We start from the raw sequence: 16,775 nt of genomic DNA, 5'->3' as shown, positions 1-16,775 counted from the left end.
AGCTATCGGATTTCAGTTTTTCCGGAGCAGGTCGTTCTCGATGATGTCGTCGATCAGTTCCCGCATCGTGTCCGGCACACCGTCCCTGTTCGTCGTCGTCCGGGTGTGCATCCCGTGGAGGAGAAGGGCCAGGATGTGTTCCGCCGTCGTTTCCGTATCGACATCTCGGAAGGTGCCATCCTCGATGCCCGAATCGAGAATTCGGACGAGTATGTCCCGTAACTCGGTGTCTATCTCCGTGAGTTTCTCCCGATACGCGTCGTTCCGTGCCGCCTGCGCCCACAGTTCGATGAAAACCGACGACACTGCCGGTTCGTCCCCCGACGACGATATCACGACCGACTCCGATTCCGGTCGCGTCGGGTCGAGAAACGTATCGACGACGGAACGGAGGTCCGCTTCGGGGTCGCCCGTCCGTTCCCGAAGTTGCTTCTCGACGAACTTCTCCGAAAACACGTCCAGCAGTGAGAGGAGCAACTCGTCTTTGTCCTCGAAATAGTGGTAGATGAGCGACGGACTCTGTCCCAACTCCTCGCCGATGATCTTGATGGAGAGGTCCGCGTATCCGTGCTTCGCAAGCGCCCGAAACGCGGCCTCCCTGATTCGTTGTTCCGTTCCTCGCTGCTCGTTCATCGTGGTTAGTCGGTATTCGGCAACCGTCGGTATAAGTGGCGAGGAAACCTTCGTCGGCACAGTTCACATTCCCTCGTATGTCGGAAACTCGAACTGAACAACCGACAGACACACGATGGATGGGAACGTTATGAGCCTCGGGGGGAATACAGTGGAACGATATAACACGACAGTTGGCCGTCTCGAAACAGAACTCCGGCGAAGCGGAGGGAGGTTGTAGGATGGCGTGGATAGATACGATAATCATCTTCCTCGTCAGCCTGCTCATCGGTGGGTTCGGCATCTACGTCGGTGCGAGGGTGACGACGGACCGCGCGGGAAGCTACGGTCACGCCATCATCACCGCACTCATCGGGTCGATAGTGTGGGGCATCATCAGCTTCTTCGTCGGGTGGATTCCCATCATCGGCGCGCTGCTCGCACTCATCGCGTGGATCGGCGTCATCAACTGGCGCTATCCCGGTGGCTGGGGAACGGCCATCGTCATCGGACTGGTCGCGTGGTTCGCGGCCGCCATCGTCCTCTACATCTTCGCGCTGTTCGACATCATCACCGCGGGGGCGCTGGGGATTCCGGGCGTCTGAGCCGTTCAGCGGAGTTCGGGGGTCGAGACGGACGAAATCGCTCCGTCCGTCCCGCGTAACCGAACCCACCAGACGATGGCCGCCACGCCGAGACAGATCGCGGCGACGCCGACGAGGCCCGCCTCCGGACCGAACGGTCCACCGGTGACGACACGCGGACCGACCTGTCGGGTAGCGACGAGCGTCACCGGGAGTCGAAGGCCGCTCACCGAAAACCCGTACACGCTCGTCTGGAAGAAGTTCCACGAGATGTGCAACCCGATGGAGATACCCAACTCGCCGGTGAGCACGTACCCGGACGCGAGCATGACACCGGCGAGGACAATGACGAGCGTACTCGTGAGCGTCGCGTTCGGATTGAAGACGTGCAGGACGCCGAACACCACCGACGAACAGAGCGTCGCGGCCGCAACCGCCGCGTCCGCGGATACCCACCGAAACCAGCGGAACCCCTCGGCGAGGTTCGTCAGCAGGTAGCCGCGTATCAGCAACTCCTCGCTGATACCGACGAAGACGAAGAGGGGTATCGAAAGGAGGAACGCGCCGACGAACGACACGTTCGGCGCGGTTCGGAGATAGCCGACGACTCGAACCCAACCGAACGCGACTTCGGCGAAAAATATCGCGGTCATGAGCGCCGCACCGAGGACGAGGCCGAACCCGAGGTCCAACCACCACGACCGCGAGAGATGAAACCCGAAGTCGGAGAACCGACGACGGTCGAGAAACCGCCCGACGAGGTACGTGAACGAACACACCACGATCAGTTCGACGATGACCCGGACCAACAACCGTCCCCCGGGCCCGAACGATCCGAGTCCCAATCCGACGAATACGGGGCGGAGAATCGGCCTGAACGCGAGTATCACCCCGAACGAGAGGATTCCGAGGACGATTCCGGCGACGACGAACCGCCACGGGAGCCGAAGCCGCCGGTCCGTCCCGTTCCAGAACACCGCTTTTATCGAAGTGAGCACTGTGAATACAGTACGGCGACCCGACTGTTAATCCTTGAGTTCGAAACCCGTGGCGGCAAACCTGTTTCGTAGCTCCCTCATCCCTTCTGCCCTCAAAAACGTCGAGAAATTGAACGAAATACTGTAGTTTTAGGTAAGAAGCCTGCGTTCTCGAAACGGAGAGAGGTCGTGTTCGGTCGCGTGGATCGACCGGACCGAATTACGGGTGACCGAGAAGTCGCCGAGACAGTTCGAGAACGAATCCAAACAGCACTCACCAACACATGTCGTTTACCAAGTCAGTCGAACAGTACGCCATATTCCAGCTCGATCCGGACGGCACCGTCGTCAGTTGGAATCGCGGTGCGGAGAACCTCAAGGGGTATCGAGAGACCGACATCGTCGGCGAGCATTTTTCGGTATTCTATCCCGAAGCCGCCAGAGCGGTGAACTGGCCGGACAGGGAACTCGAATTGGCGGTCGAGAACGGTAGCTTCGAAGACGAGGGGTGGCGTGTTCGGACCGACGGCACTCGTTTCTGGGCCCACGTCAACATCACTGCCCGCTTCGACGATGATGGGTCACTCGAGGGATTCACGAAGGTGACGCGAGACCTCACCGAACGTCGTGAACACGAACTGTACTTGCGTGCCTTCCGGGAGGCGATCGAACAGTCGAGGCACTCGATCTATTTCACGAACGTGGATGGCACCATCGAATACGTCAATCCCGCGTTCGAGGTTATCACGGGCTACACCGCCGAGGAGGCTATCGGCGAGGACCCCCGATTTCTGAACGCAGATGATACCACCGCCGACTTCTACAGGGATTTCCAGCGGACGATCCACGGAGGGGACGTCTGGATCGGAGAAGTCGTTAATCGGCGAAAGTCGGGCGAAGCCTATACCGTTCACCAGACGACAGCACCGATCAAAAACGCCGAAAACAGCATCGAACGCTTCGTCACTATCAACACCGACATCTCCGAACGCAAAGGACGTGAGCGAACGCTTCGTCGGCAGCGCAACGAACTCGAACGACACCATCAGATCACCGAAAGCCTCCGTTCGTTAAATCGAGTCCTGACACGGGCATCGACCCGAGATGAAGCCGAACAGTTGGTCTGTGATCGCCTCGCCAGTTCCGAAGCGTACCGCTTCGCCTGGATCGCCAACAACGGTCCCGGGAACGATATCGTGCCGCATACTTGGGCGGGTATCGAGGACGAACGACTCTCTGACGTCACGATTACGACCGACGATAGCGACCTCGAACCCAGTCCAGCAGGTCGGGCGCTGCAGTCCGGGACCGTCCACGCCGTTCAGGACATCCTCTCCGATCCGACGTACGAGCGGTGGCACGAGCGTGCAGTTCAGTGTGGCTATCGGAGTTCGGCGGCCGTTCCGCTGGTGTACCGGGACACCGTCTATGGTGTCTTGGTGTTGTGTTCGAGCCGTCCGTTTGCGTTCGACGAGCACGAGCAACACCTCCTTCAGGAGGTCGGCGAGCGTATCGGTCATACGATTCACGCCGCCGAAAACCAGCGGCTTCTCCATGCTGATACTGTCGTCGAACTCGAATTTCGGTGTACGGATCCGAACGCCGTCTTCGTCGAGCTTTCCGAGCGGTTGGACTGCTTGTTCTCGATATCCAAGTTAACGCCGACGGCTGACGGTGCCTTCGTCTCGTATCTCGAAGTGGCCGACACGCCGCCAACTAGCGTGTGTGAACATCTCGACCGGAACCCGAGTATCGACGACGCTCGTGTACTCCGTGAACAGGGGAACAGAGGAACGATCGAATGTCTCTTGTCCGGTAACTCTCCCCTTCTCACTCTCACCGAGTATGGGGCGACGATACGGACGGTGGAAGTCGAACGAGGGGGAGCGACGTTGGTTGCGGAAGTCGCGCCGGAGGCGGATACGCGGGGCATCATCGAAGGCCTTCAACGGGAGTTCCCCGAGACCAAATTTCGATCCAAACAGTCGACCGATCGCCCGAGACGGAACGTCGGGACGGCCGAGAACCTCGACGACCGGTTGACCGACCGCCAGTGGGAAATTCTCGAAGTGGCGTATCACGCGGGATATTTCAACTCCCCTCGAGACGTCACGGGCGAAGAGTTGGCCGCGACGCTGGGAATCTCGTCGGCGACGTTCTATCAGCACATTCGGAAGGGAACCCGAAAGGTCCTGGCAGAACTCGTCACGGGAAGCGATGCATCGTCACGCTAGCCTAGTAGTCTAGCCTCCTCCGCCGTCTGTGTTCGGAATGACACTAGTCATCGAGGCTCTTTCTACTTTTCAAACTCGAACAAAGTGGAAGTAGACAATGAGCAAACCACAGTCTCAAAACACCGGCAACTGTGCCACGATAGAGCGCTCCTCTCTTACCGACATCTTTCGGTTGCTTAGCGACGATCGACGTCGGCGGATACTGCACGCGATCCGGGCGCGTAGCGGTCCGATGCAGATCGGTGCTCTCGTCGCCGAACTCGTCAAGTTGGAGGGAGTCGATTCCCGCGATCGAATCGAACTGTCGTTGTACCACAATCATCTCCCACGACTCTCCGATAGCGGGATTATCGATTACACGCCTGGAGAGGACCACGTCGTAATCCGCAAACTACCCGAACCTCTCGTTTCCCACTTACTACTTGCCGAAGAGGTGGATGGGATCCGTCAACGGAGGTGACTCTTGCCATATCATGTCAGTTGCTCAATCTGCATGTTCGAACAAGAAGTGGAAGAGCTGTCGGAAGCGTTAACCCTCGACGAAGAACACGCCGAGGAGTGGGGCGAAGAGCACATCGTCGAAATTCAACTCTTAGAGTGAACGTATCGAACGCCGTCTCGTTCGCGCTTCGATTTGTGTCTGTACTCTCAAAAATCCCGAATCGTTCTCCGGATACTTGTTTCGAGGGCAGGATGAACGCGCCACGGTTGCATACGTCTCTATGGGGACCCTATCGACGCTTCCATCCGTCCACGAAACGGAGAGTGTATTTCCGGTCCGTTCACTAACATCGAACCGAAGCCGATAGAAGCCTCCTTGATGCTTGTCTCGCTGCCGGTCGAAAAACGAGACGAACGGACCGACACGTTCGTTGGCTTAGTGATTCATTACTGGCATTCTTCACTCATAATACTCACGTCGAGCGATGGCGTTCCGTTTCCGTCCGTTTCGCCGTCCTCATCCGTGCTGATAGTCGTCTCGACACCGACATCGACCGATTTTACGGAAAAGAGTCGGCCTCGAATCTCTCCCTCGGGATACGCCTCCGAGTGAACGTTGACATAGGTGTTCCCGTCGGCCATCTCGGAAACGAGTTTGTCGAGCGACGACTCCTCGTACGGCCCGACGAGGTCATCGTCGGAAATCGCCCCCGTGGCAATCGCGTTGGCACCGTGCACGGTCTGTTCTCCCGTCGCATCAGCGTCGATGAGGCTGACGACGTGCGGGCCGTTTTCACCCGGTTTGCCGACGTGGATGTGTGCTTTGGTCACCGGCGCTTCGAGTTCGAACGCGAGGAGTCCGTAGTCGAGGGTTCCGTCCGTCGTTCGGCGGAACACGGCGACGCCCTGCCCGTCGCTGTCGTTCGACGGGACTTCGCCTTCTCCCATCATGGTTCTCGTACTGAACAGTTCCATCGAACCCTGCGCGTCGGAGCTACCGGTATCGGACGCGGACGAACCCGATTCGTCAGTAGACGACGAGTTGGTACCGTCCCCCGCGACGACTCCCGCACCGATTCCGCTGAGGGCTACTGTTCCAAAACTCAGCAACTTGAGGGTCTGACGCTTGTCACTGTCTGGCATTGTGGGACCACTATTTGAATTCTCTCGAATTTACTAATGCCTTGTTGCCTCCTGTGACTCGTTGATATAGAACGTAGAGACAAATGAACTATCAATTCCTGCGTGGTGACGATATCGGTACGAGTCCGAAGCGGGCAACGAAACCCATCACCGCCGTTCGACCTTCCATTCGCCGGGTTTCTCGCCGTGGAACTCGCCCTTGGCTTCCCGCTTCGTCGGCCAGAACGTCAGGAGCGCAGTGGCGACGTAGAAACAGAGCACGCCGACGATGACGAACTCCCCCGAAATCCCGGGAACGGCGGCCGTCTCGACCGGCGTCTCTTTCGGGACGAAGGCCGTGATGCGGAACAGCCACGCAACGACCAGCACCGTTTCCAGCGGGAAGTAGACGTGTTTGAGTCGGCGGGACAGCGCCTCCCATAGCGAAACCTTCAGCGTCGGTTCCCGAAGGTCGTGACCCAACTTTTCCCGCCAATCGCGGTGGACCGACCCCTTCGGGTCGAACGCGTTGGCGAACACGTTCTCCTCGATCATCCGCACCCGCGACCGCGTCGCGTCGTAGGTTCGATACCGGCGCACGTCGAACAGCAGGAACATCATCAGCGCGAACATTCCGATCAACAGGAAGTACGGCGGACTGCCCGTGCTCTGGAACGACAGCGCCAGCATCGCCACGATGACCGCGATGGCCCAATCGATGGTGAGATCCAACCTGTCCAACCGTGTGGACATCTGCGATACCTCGCCCCGGTAGTAGTGCGGCATCAGCGACATGAACTCCGAACGCTCCTCCCCCGCTTTCGCGGCGACGTCGCGGGCATCCCGTTCCTCCGGATCGAACTCGTTGTTTGGCTCCCCCATGGTTGATAGTTGTCCTGTGGTAACAACTGTCGTTCGGTGAAAATGGCTGAGAGGATGTCGTGTCGAGAGTTCCGCCACGGATTTCCCCTCCCGCTCCCTCCACCCAATCATGCCCACTCGACCCGACCTCAGGAACCAAGTGGCCCTCGTCACCGGCGGCACCAGCGGCATCGGCCGCGAAACCGCACTCAAACTCGCCGAGTACGGTGCCTCGGTCGCAATCGTCGGTCGGAACCGGAAACGCGGCCGGAAAGTCGCACGGGAAATCGAGGCCCGGAACGGCGACGGCTGGGCCGAACTGTACGTCGGGGACCTCGCGTCCCAAGACAACGTCCGGAACCTCGCGGCGGAGTTCGAGGACCGCCACGACCGACTCGACCTGCTGGTGAACAACGCGGGGACGTTCCGAAACCGGCGAACGGAGACCGTGGACGGCATCGAAGCCACGTTCGCCATCAACCACCTCGCGCCCTTTTTGCTCACGCATCTGCTCATCGACCTGCTGGTCGAAAGTGCGCCTGCCCGCGTCGTCACGACGACCTCGGAACTGCACGAGAGGGGCACCATCGACTTCGCCGATTTGGAGCGCGAGCGCGACTACGAGGACATGGCGGCCTACAGCCAGTCCAAATTGGCGAACCTCCTCTTCACCTACGAACTGGCACGACGACTGGACGGAACTGGCGTGACCGCAACCACGGCCAACCCCGGGTTCGTGCCCGAAACCGCGTTCACGCGCGAGGCGTCGATTCGCGGGCGACTGACGCTCGGCCTGTTCTCGGTCCTTCCCCTGCCGTTTACGAAGAGCGTCGAGGAAGGTGCCGAAACCGTCATCCGCGCCGCCGCGTCGCCCGAGTACGACGGCGTGACGGGCGAATACTTCAGTGACAGCGACGTCGTCGAATCCTCCGACGAATCACACGACGCCGAGGTGCGAAAGCGTCTGTGGGACGTGAGCGCCGGATTCGTCGGCATTTCGCCGGATTCGCTTCGGTACTGACTGCAACCGTTTTCTTCGCTGACTCCCTATCTCGATTCGGGGGAGAACAATGACCGACGCACTGCTAGTCATCGACATGCTGAACGACTTCGTGACCGGAAAAATCGCGGCCGAGCGCGCCGAGCACATCATCCCGGAACTCGACCGACTCATCGCCGCCGCGCGCGAAACCGGGGTTCCGGTCGTCTACGTGAACGACGCCCACCGACCGGAGGACTTCGAGTTGGACGTGTGGGGCGAACACGCCATGCGCGGAACCGAGGGCGCGGAAGTGATTCCGGAACTCGAACCCGGTCCGGACGACCACGTCTTCGAGAAGCGAACGTACGACGCGTTTTACGGGACGGGGTTGGACGAACACCTCCGGAGTCTGGGCGTCTCCCGCGTGATTCTGACCGGCCTCCACACGAACATGTGCATCCGGCACGCCTCCGCTGGAGCGCTCTTCCGCGGCTACCACATCGCCGTCCCGGAGGACTGCGTTGAGGCGTTCAGCGAGGAGGACCACCGTGGCGGGTTGGAGTACCTGCAGGACGTGTACAACGCGGAGATAACGAGCGCGGACGAACTCATCGAGGGATGGCGGGCGACCGCTCCGGCCGAACAGGCAAGCGGGTAATCGTCTCCTACCGACGGAGAAGCGACTCGACCGTTTTCTGTAGCCGCTCGAACGAGGGATCCGAATCGGCGGCTTCGGTCCTCGATGTCGATTCGGCCGCCGAAGCGTCCCCCGTTGCTGTTTCGGTCGCCGAGGCTCGGGGGGACCGGGTATCCGAACGCGACGCGCGTCGCGTTCGTTCCCGTCCCGTCGGGGTGTCAGCCTTGGATTCGGCGTCCGCCGTCTCGCCGTCCCCCATCACGCCGTCCGGCCACCACGCCGGGAGGTTCACGGGGAGGTTCGACACGGTAATGCCGGTGACCAACCCCATCGAGGAGGCCAGCACCGACGCCCGGAGTTCGAAGTTCCCGAACCCGGTCGGGTCGAACTGGAGCAGCATCCACACCATTCCGGAGACGAACAGCACCACACCGGCGGCGCTCAGCCATTCGTCGGCGAGTGACGCGCCGTTCTCCCACCGGGTAATCCGAATCACGACGATGCCCGCGACGAAATGGAGGGCGAACACCGCGACGAGAAACCCGACGGCGGAGATGGCGGCGAACGGGTCCCACGACGGTAGCATCGACGTGATTCCCACGAGGGGGTCGCCCGGGGTGACCCCGGACACAAGATGGAGGAACGCTCGGAGCACCGCCGCCGTCAGCCTGTCGGCGGTGTCGAGCATGCCGACAACCAGCCGAACTTCGCTATCGAGGAGGGTTCGCGCGAGACCTCGACTCGATTGACTCCCGAAGAAGTCGGCGAGGACGAAGAGGCAGAACGGCGGAATCACGCCGAGGACGAAAACGTATCGCGCGACTCGGGAAACGAGTTTACTCCGACGGACGCCCAGCGCGACGAACCAACCGATGGCGACGAGCGGGACGATTGCGAGGGGCGATTTCTGGAGGACACCGAAAGTCGTCTCGAACATGGAGTCGTAGACGAACTATCCCTAGCACCACCGTATCGAGAAACTTTCGACTTCGAAAGTGAACGGAAACGGACGTATCTCCGGAGCGTCACCAACCGTTACTCGATCTCGATTTCGACGACTTCGGTTTCGCCGTCGAAGCCGTCGTCCAGCGGGTCGTTGGCGAGGTCCTCCAGCACCAGTTCGACGTTGCGTTTGTTGGCCTTCCACACGGCGTCGATGATGCCGCCGACGACCGGCACCGAACCGCCGACGACGTCGATGCTCACGTTCGCTATCATCCGGAGGAGGGTGGTGAACGAGACACCCAACCGGGCCGCTTCGAGGACGATGTACAGCGAAAGCCCGGCGCTGATGACGTCGCCGACGACCGGAATCGCGCCGAGGATGGGGTCGAGACCGACGCGCATGTCGGTGAACGGAATTCGCATGAAGTCGTCGAAGACGTGTGCGATCGTCCGCATTCGGTCGATCGCCGCGCGGTCGACCGTCGGCGGCAACTCGCCGTCGAAATCGAACTCGTCCTCCAGATCGGAGTTGCTCATGGGCGAATCTGATTCCGGAACGGCATAAATTCGATGGCTGAATGCTCAAAGTGGGGGAATTATGTTCCTATTCGGTTCGCTCGCGCCATTCCTCCCGGAGCAGACCGCATACGATCCGATCGATGTACCGACCGTCAACGAACCGATCCATGCGAATTCGTCCCTCCTCCTCGAAACCGAGGGATTCGAGCAGACCGAGCGAGGCGTCGTTGAACGCGTAGGCTCCGGCACCCACGGCGGGAGTGTCGTACACGCGGAAGATGTAGTCGATGACGAGGGAAACGGCTTCCTTTCCGTACCCGTTGCCCTGAACGTCCGGAGTCAGCCAGTAGACGAGTTCGGGTCGCCGCCAACTCGCATCCTCGACGAACACGGCACCGATGGGTCGCGTGTCCCCATCGCCTTCGTCCTCGCCGTCGAGACAGACGAGGAACTGGTCGGTCCCCTCGTCTTCGGTCCACGTTTCGAGTTGGTCCCGGTTCTTGAGCGGCGTGCCGAGCGGATAGCGTATCTCGGGGTTAGTGTATGCCCGCTGGAGAAACGGGAGATCTTCTTTTTCGAGCGTTCGGAGCGTGACTCGCTCTCCTGCCGTGATTCGTGCACCGGGCATGAGTTGATTTATATGCATTTATGATAAATAACTTCCGCATCGAATCGACAGACGGCGGGGAATTTCTACCGAAAACACGGCTAGTTCACCGGATTTCGCCCGGTGACGATCTGCCACAAAGCATTTGGAAGATTCAGTAAATCCAATAGTTGTGGCGGCTACGACTGCGGTTGAAAAGTGACGACTGGTGGTCGTCACCGGAAAAGGGCGGGACGTCCGCTCATCGTATCACCGCCACATGCCTCTGACTTCCGAAACCGGTGTGGTTTCCCCACACCGTTTCATTCCTCACTGCATCGCTTCATCTCTCATCGCATCGCTTCGTGCTTTTCCGTTCTCATTTCACTACTCCACACCACCCTCCATCCCATCGTGCATGTTCGATGCACAAAAACATCATTATTTTTCGGGACGTACGTTTCAACATGCCACGGAGAATTGTCGTGGAAACCGTGATCCGGGAGTGCGGGGAGCATCAGTGGTTGGAGACGTTTAACGATTCGCCAGCACGTGGAGAGGAGTACGATGCCGTCTCGTCCCTCTCGTGGAACGGGCCGGAGCGCAACCAGGAGGGAACGTTACGACGGGGACAACTACCAAAACTCGACCTTCCGACATATATCAGCTACTGGTACTACCACATCAAATGGGATGTCGAACACGAGGGGATGGTTTCGCAACTGTACGCGTCCGACATCTACGGAACCGAAGTGGGGTACATCGAGGAACACTTCCCCTATCTAACCATCGAGCGGGTGTTGGAGCGGCGGGGCTGGCAGTTGGACGAGGTACAGCGATTCGAGGACGGGAGCGCGCGCTACGTCTGGACGAAGCCCAATACGCGCGAGTCGGTTTCGGGGTCGGCAAAGCGACTCGTGGAGAAAATGCGGCGCAGGCGAACGGCGTGAGTTCGAATCAGGGACTTACGACACGACCCAGAAACAGCGTCGTGTCCGTCGGTTTGTGGCGGATCAGGAACAAAAACGGCCTATCGATCGTCATCTCGAACGGGTTCGCCGGTGCCCCCGTCGCGACCACCTTGACGGCCGTCGCGGCCGCCGCTTCCGTCCCCTTCTCGCCGACGTCGATATAGCTCTCGTGGAAGACGTCCCCTATCCGGAGGTCCTCGCCGGTTTTTTCGAGGTTCGCCATGCCGCCGAAATCGGCGTTCGAGGAGAACGCCCGCTCCATCCCGAGCGAAGCGAGCGTCGTCCCGAGTTCGAACGACGATTCGACGCCGAACTTGGGCAGCGAAATCGACCCGTGTTCCGGTTCCAACTCGTCCACCATCGTCGTCAGTCCGTCCGCGTCGAGCGAGTCCGTGAACTCCTCGAACGTGTCCTCCTTCGGCAGGACGACCACCATGCCGACTTCGCCGCCGACGTACGGCAGTTCGATGAGTTGATGACCATCGACCGTCGCGTACGGGAACGAACTCGATTGGGACATCATCGGCACCATGACTTCCGTGCCGTCGAGCGTGGTGAACGGTTTCCGTTCCGTCCGTTTTTCGGAGAACGTCTCGTCCCACGTCGCTTTGAAATAGATGGCGTCGGTGAGAACGAGACGCGTCATCGCGTCGAGCGACCCCTCGGGTAGCAGGTCCGTGATCTTGTCCGCCGTCCGTTCGGCGGCCCAGTTGTTGATGACGTCCCTCGCCCCGTCGGCGTCGTGCTCGAAATCGCAGATGTGCAATCCCGCGCCGTAGTACGTCAGGAGCGTGTCGAGAAACTCGTCCCGCCACGGATAGCCGTCCTGCCCCCAGACCGCGTTCGCCGTCGTCAACTGGAACGGCGTCCCTTCGTCGGAGTCGGCCGTGGACCGCTCCGCCGTGGACTCGATTTCGTCGTCGGTCTTTCCGAACGCGGCGTGAAGCGAGTCGCCGTCGAGCGGGAACAGGAGGGTATCGTGCATCTCGGTTCGCGTCTCGCCGCGAGCGCCCGCGTAGGTCATCGCCAGCGCGACGGAGACGCTGTACGGGGAGAAAAACTGGTTTTCCCCAGGAGAATCGCCCGCGAGCGACGCGAGCAGGTCCAGTCCGAACGCGGTGTTTCCGCGGGCGAGCGTTCGGATGGCTTTCTCGTCAGTCGAAGCGGGATTCGGGTTCTCCGTTCCTGTCACGGTCTTTTCCGGCGTTTCGGTCATTAGTCCTCCTTTCGGGTTCGGTTTTTCCATCGAGAACGACCCGAGACAACCGGGGAGGAGCGCCCCGGCGGCGAGCGCGTTCGCGAGGGCGAGCGTTTGGCGGCGGGTGGGAGCCATACTCGTCGTTTCGTCGTTGCGAGCAAATATGTTCCCAAGGGACAAATAACCGTTTTACTTACTGTTCTTCCCGACGCGCGAAGAACACCTTCGGGTCCATCGTGAGTTTCGTCTCCCCGTCTTCGTTCTGCATTTCGAGGGAGAACGTGACGAGGCCGCGACTCGGGTCGCTCTCCAGCATACGCTTGTCGGTGACTTCCAGCGTCAGCGAGAGCGTTTCACCCGGTTTGACCGGAGCGGGCCACGTCACGGATTCGACGCCGGGCGAACCCAAACTCCCGCTGTTCTGGAAGAAGTTATCCACGAGGATTCGCATCGAGATGGCCGTGCTGTGCCACCCGCTGGCGACGAGTTCGCCGAACATCGACTCCTCGGCGGCCTCCAGATCGACGTGGAACTCCTGCGGGTCGTACTGCTCGGCGAACGAGAGGATTTCCTCCTCGGTGACGGTGTAACTGCCGAACGTCTGTCGGTCGCCGACGACGAGGTCCTCGAAATCGCGGTCTGACATGGGTGGTGGTTTGGGGAGATGGCACAAATAGCCGCGGGCTTGGGAAATTTTGGAGACTCGTCAACACTTGGAGTCTCGCTCCGAGACGGAGTGGTTGGTAGGTTTGTGATTGCAGTTGTTGAGAAGGGGACCCCGAAACCCCCCGGCCGTTCGCTTCGAAAAAAGTGTTTGGCTGGTTTGTGATTGCAGTTACTGGAGGGTAGACTGCCTCGAAAGCCCCCGCCCGCTCGCGGTCGTCTCAGCGACATCTTTCCTCAACTCGCTCCTTCGTCGCTCGTTTCGTCAAGAGGAGTCACTGAGACGACTACGCAAGCGCGAGCGGACGGCCCCTTTCAGTCCCCCCCCTCGACCGCTACCGTCCCGCACCACACGCCTCCCCAGTCGATTCGCTTCATGCTCAAAAATCGGAGATTTTCGAATGACTCCTTACCAGTCGTTCCGCTCATCCCTCGCACGATAGCCAACAAGCCCTCGGATGACCGCTATCCTCAGGCTTGTTGGCCCGCGCGCCGTCCGGCTGGTCGGGCTGGTCGATACGGACAAACCACACGGCGCGCGACGGCGCACTGATGTGCGCCCGCGTGAGGGACGAGCGACCGTAGGAGCGAGGAGGTTGGGGAGGTGTGTGGGCGGGTGCGGTCTTCATGCGGCTCGGCTACTGAAATCGCAATAAATTCAATCCTACGTCCTAGCGAGCGGACAGGGACTTTCTGGGCCTTCATCGTAGTCGCTGCACTCACAAAACTAGAATCAAACACATCTCACTCCACTCTCGGTTTCGTCTCAGTCTCCGGCCGTCGCCTGCGCCGACGACTCGGCGCGCTTTCTGGGAATATAGTACGCAAAGCCGACCGCGAGTATCGAGACGACCACCGAAAGCCCGAACACGGTCGTCAGGCCGTCCGTTAGAATCGAGGCCAACCCGGCAGGCGGTGTGGCCGACCCGAGCAACCGTTGTTGGAGTTCGCCGACGTTGGCGATGTTGGACGTTGCCGCGAGCCGATTTTGAATGACGAGGTTCAGCGCGAAGCCGAGGAGCGCGACGCCCATCGTCCCGCCGAGGTTGCGGAAGAACTGTTGGGAGGAGGTGACGACGCCCATCAGTTCGGTGCCGAAGTGGTTCTGAATCGCCGTCAGCAGCGGCGGCGTCACCATCCCCATGCCGACGCCCATCACGAACACGTTGACGACGACCACCGGAACCGGCGTCGTCGCCGTCCAGAGGACGGTTGCGACGCCGAAGCTCACGACCAGCAGGCTACTCCCGACGGTGGCGAGTCGTTGTTCGCCGACTCGGTTCACCAGTCGTCCGGAGAGGAAACTCGTCCCCGACCACCCGATGGAGATGGGGAAGACGGCCAGCGCGGCGCTTTCGGCACCGCCTTGGACGCTCTGGAGATACAGCGGAACGTACGTAATCGCCGCGAAGAGGACGAAACTCGTGAGGAATCCGGTCACGTTCGTCGTGATGAATACCGTGTCGTCGAACATCGAGAGGGGGACGATGGGTTGGCTCGCCCGCTTCTCGACGGCGTAGAACGCGCCGAAGCCGACGATTCCGACGACGATGAGCGGTAGTGCCCACGAACTCGTCGTTTCGAGCAGTTGGAGTCCGACGAGGAGCGTTCCGACGGCCACGGAGAGGACGGCCGCGCCGAGGAAATCGATGTCGCGCTCGGCGCTCCCGGTCGATTCGTCCAGCGAAACCCAGACGAGGAGGACGGCCAGTAGTCCGACCGGTACGCTCAGATAGAACACGCCGCGCCACCCGACGGTCGAGACGATGAGGAACCCGAGCAGGGGACCGATGACGCTCGAAATCCCCCAGACAGTGCTCCCGAGGCCGATGGCACGGCCGCGTTCTTCGGGCGGGTACACGACGCCGAGGATGGTGTACGGGATGGCGAACATCGCGCCCGCACCGATTCCTTGCAAGGAGCGAAACGCGACCAGTTCGAGCATGCTTCCCGCCGCGCCGCACAGCGCGCTCCCGCCGACGAAGATGCCCGCTCCGACGAAGAACAACCGCTTTCGGCCGTAGATGTCCGCGAGGCGGCCGTACAGCGGCATCGACACGGCCGCGAACAGCATGTAGGCAGCGAACGCCCACGCGTACAGTTGCAGTCCGCCCAGCGACTGGACGACGGTCGGCATCGCCGTGCTGACGATGGTGCCGTCGATGGCCGCGAGGAAAATTCCGAGCAGGACGCCGAGCGTCGCAACCCGCCGGTTCGTCATGGATTTCCTTCGTCGCCGAGGACCTAATCAGTGGTGCTCGGACGAGTGGTGCTCGGTCAGATTGACGGCCAGCACCGGCACCGTCGATAGCCGAATGACGCGTTCGGTGACGCTCCCGAGGACGAGATGGCTGACGCCCTTGTTCGCGTGGGTTCCCATGACGATGGCGTCGATGTCGTTCTCCTCGGCGTACTCGACGATTTCCTCTGCTGGGTTGCCGTGCAGGACGGTCGACTCGGTTTCGAGTCCGGCGCGCTCGGCCGCGCCGACGATCGACCCGATCGCCGTTTCGCCCGACGTTTTCAGGTCGTCGTTCACCATCGATCGGGTCGATTTCGAGAGCGACTCCGCGAGGCCGCTATCGACGACGTGGACGACGTGCACCGTCGCACCCGTCAGCTCCGCGAGCGAAATCGCCTCCTCGACAAACTGCTGTTCACCGCCGCTTCCATCCGTCGGAACGAGGATCGAATCGTACATCGGTTCCCCCAACGCGGGCAACGGAAATAGTGGTATTGGATGTTCGAAAGCGGAACCCGTCCCGTCAGTCCGACGCCTCGCCGTCAGTCCGACGTCTCGCCGTCACCGAGCGTCGGCACGTCGCCGGGAACGTTGAAGTCGTGGAAGTGTTCTCCCTTCTCCTTCGAGAGGATGTTGAGCGCCGCCGCACCGCCGTCCCCGGCCGAGATGACGGCCTCGTACTCCCCGGTACGGACCATCGCACCCGTCGCGTAGGCGTTCTCGACGCTGGTTCCCATCGTCACGTCGACATCCACGACGTCGTCGTCGGTTAGCTCACAGCCGAGCGACTCGGCGAGGCTGTGATCGTTGCCCGTTGCGAAGACGACGTACGTCGCGTCGTACTCGCCGTCGTCGGTCGTGACGGTGAAGCCGTCTCCATTCTCCTCGACGCTCGTGACTTCCTCGCCCTGCTCGATGTTCGCACCGCGGTCCTCGACCTGTCCGCGAGCGATGGACATGAACTCGGTTCCCTTGATGCTCCGAATGCCGAGATAGTTGAACAGGTGTGCCTTGTGCATCCACGTTTCGTCGGTGTCGAACACCACGGTTTCGAGCCCATTCTTCTGTGTGAACAGTGCCGCGCTCAGACCGGCGGGGCCGCCGCCGATGACTGCTACGTCTACCATGACAAGCAGGTGTACACACCACGAGAGAATAAAGATCGGGGTCGTTGTTTGAACGTCTCTCCCCGCTGAAACGG

18 protein-coding genes are annotated in these 16,775 nt (G+C 60.7%); 6 read left to right on the top strand and 12 right to left on the bottom strand.

Annotated elements, in window-relative coordinates:
• Window positions 1-12 precede the first annotated feature (12 nt).
• A complete protein-coding gene (locus NKF26_RS19985) occupies window positions 13-633 on the bottom strand; it encodes a TetR/AcrR family transcriptional regulator (RefSeq protein WP_253227840.1) in 621 nt (206 codons plus the stop codon).
• 221 nt (window positions 634-854) lie between these two features.
• Between NKF26_RS19985 and NKF26_RS19980 the strand changes: the two genes are divergently transcribed.
• Window positions 855-1,217 carry a hypothetical protein gene (locus NKF26_RS19980; RefSeq protein WP_253227839.1) on the top strand — a complete coding sequence of 121 codons (363 nt, stop codon included), beginning with the start codon at window positions 855-857 and terminating at the stop codon, window positions 1,215-1,217.
• A 5-nt stretch (window positions 1,218-1,222) separates the two neighbouring features.
• Here the strand turns inward: NKF26_RS19980 and NKF26_RS24495 are convergent, their stop codons facing one another.
• Entirely contained in the window at window positions 1,223-2,194 is a 972-nt protein-coding gene (locus NKF26_RS24495; RefSeq protein ID WP_253227838.1) for a CPBP family glutamic-type intramembrane protease, read from the bottom strand.
• 263 nt (window positions 2,195-2,457) lie between these two features.
• Here NKF26_RS24495 and NKF26_RS19970 point away from each other — a divergent pair, with 263 nt between their 5' ends.
• Together NKF26_RS19970 and NKF26_RS19965 are read left to right on the top strand one after the other, a co-directional pair.
• A complete protein-coding gene (locus NKF26_RS19970; RefSeq protein ID WP_253227837.1) occupies window positions 2,458-4,407 on the top strand; it encodes a bacterio-opsin activator domain-containing protein in 1,950 nt (649 codons plus the stop codon).
• A gap of 97 nt (window positions 4,408-4,504) precedes the next feature.
• Window positions 4,505-4,867 (top strand): hypothetical protein, encoded by a 363-nt coding sequence (locus NKF26_RS19965; protein ID WP_253227836.1) that lies wholly within the window; start codon window positions 4,505-4,507, stop codon window positions 4,865-4,867.
• 428 nt (window positions 4,868-5,295) lie between these two features.
• On the opposite strand, the gene NKF26_RS19960 is transcribed toward NKF26_RS19965, so the two are convergent.
• Both NKF26_RS19960 and NKF26_RS19955 read right to left on the bottom strand, forming a co-directional pair.
• Window positions 5,296-5,991, bottom strand: coding sequence for a CHRD domain-containing protein (locus NKF26_RS19960; protein WP_253227835.1), 696 nt, complete (start codon window positions 5,989-5,991; stop codon window positions 5,296-5,298).
• A 147-nt stretch (window positions 5,992-6,138) separates the two neighbouring features.
• Window positions 6,139-6,852 (bottom strand): DUF2270 domain-containing protein, encoded by a 714-nt coding sequence (locus tag NKF26_RS19955; RefSeq protein WP_253227834.1) that lies wholly within the window; start codon window positions 6,850-6,852, stop codon window positions 6,139-6,141.
• A 109-nt stretch (window positions 6,853-6,961) separates the two neighbouring features.
• Between NKF26_RS19955 and NKF26_RS19950 the strand changes: the two genes are divergently transcribed.
• Entirely contained in the window at window positions 6,962-7,852 is an 891-nt protein-coding gene (locus tag NKF26_RS19950) for an SDR family oxidoreductase (protein ID WP_253227833.1), read from the top strand.
• Between the two features lie 49 nt (window positions 7,853-7,901).
• Window positions 7,902-8,471, top strand: coding sequence for a cysteine hydrolase family protein (locus tag NKF26_RS19945; RefSeq protein WP_253227832.1), 570 nt, complete (start codon window positions 7,902-7,904; stop codon window positions 8,469-8,471).
• Between the two features lie 7 nt (window positions 8,472-8,478).
• Here the strand turns inward: NKF26_RS19945 and NKF26_RS19940 are convergent, their stop codons facing one another.
• From NKF26_RS19940 to NKF26_RS19930, 3 genes are all read right to left on the bottom strand, one after another.
• Window positions 8,479-9,387 carry a hypothetical protein gene (locus tag NKF26_RS19940; RefSeq protein ID WP_253227831.1) on the bottom strand — a complete coding sequence of 303 codons (909 nt, stop codon included), beginning with the start codon at window positions 9,385-9,387 and terminating at the stop codon, window positions 8,479-8,481.
• A 98-nt stretch (window positions 9,388-9,485) separates the two neighbouring features.
• A complete protein-coding gene (locus NKF26_RS19935; RefSeq protein WP_253227830.1) occupies window positions 9,486-9,932 on the bottom strand; it encodes a DUF4112 domain-containing protein in 447 nt (148 codons plus the stop codon).
• 67 nt (window positions 9,933-9,999) lie between these two features.
• Window positions 10,000-10,542, bottom strand: coding sequence for a GNAT family N-acetyltransferase (locus NKF26_RS19930; RefSeq protein ID WP_253227829.1), 543 nt, complete (start codon window positions 10,540-10,542; stop codon window positions 10,000-10,002).
• A 425-nt stretch (window positions 10,543-10,967) separates the two neighbouring features.
• Between NKF26_RS19930 and NKF26_RS19925 the strand changes: the two genes are divergently transcribed.
• Window positions 10,968-11,450, top strand: coding sequence for a hypothetical protein (locus NKF26_RS19925; RefSeq protein WP_253227828.1), 483 nt, complete (start codon window positions 10,968-10,970; stop codon window positions 11,448-11,450).
• Window positions 11,451-11,457: 7 nt separating this feature from the next.
• Here the strand turns inward: NKF26_RS19925 and NKF26_RS19920 are convergent, their stop codons facing one another.
• The 5 genes from NKF26_RS19920 to NKF26_RS19900 all read right to left on the bottom strand — a co-directional run bounded on the left by NKF26_RS19920 (window position 11,458) and on the right by NKF26_RS19900 (window position 16,701).
• The gene (locus tag NKF26_RS19920; RefSeq protein ID WP_253234795.1) at window positions 11,458-12,804 is read right to left on the bottom strand and encodes a serpin family protein; all 1,347 of its coding nucleotides are present in this window, start codon (window positions 12,802-12,804) and stop codon (window positions 11,458-11,460) included.
• Window positions 12,805-12,862: 58 nt separating this feature from the next.
• A complete protein-coding gene (locus NKF26_RS19915) occupies window positions 12,863-13,315 on the bottom strand; it encodes a MaoC family dehydratase (protein ID WP_253234794.1) in 453 nt (150 codons plus the stop codon).
• A gap of 783 nt (window positions 13,316-14,098) precedes the next feature.
• The gene (locus NKF26_RS19910) at window positions 14,099-15,553 is read right to left on the bottom strand and encodes an MFS transporter (RefSeq protein WP_253227825.1); all 1,455 of its coding nucleotides are present in this window, start codon (window positions 15,551-15,553) and stop codon (window positions 14,099-14,101) included.
• A gap of 27 nt (window positions 15,554-15,580) precedes the next feature.
• Window positions 15,581-16,033 (bottom strand): universal stress protein, encoded by a 453-nt coding sequence (locus NKF26_RS19905; protein WP_253227824.1) that lies wholly within the window; start codon window positions 16,031-16,033, stop codon window positions 15,581-15,583.
• A gap of 83 nt (window positions 16,034-16,116) precedes the next feature.
• Window positions 16,117-16,701 carry an FAD-dependent oxidoreductase gene (locus NKF26_RS19900; RefSeq protein WP_253227823.1) on the bottom strand — a complete coding sequence of 195 codons (585 nt, stop codon included), beginning with the start codon at window positions 16,699-16,701 and terminating at the stop codon, window positions 16,117-16,119.
• Window positions 16,702-16,775 lie beyond the last annotated feature (74 nt).

This window comes from Haladaptatus sp. AB618, assembly GCF_024136965.1.
Taxonomy (GTDB): Archaea; Halobacteriota; Halobacteria; order Halobacteriales; family Haladaptataceae; genus Haladaptatus.
This window is presented reverse-complemented; position numbering and strand designations above follow the sequence as displayed.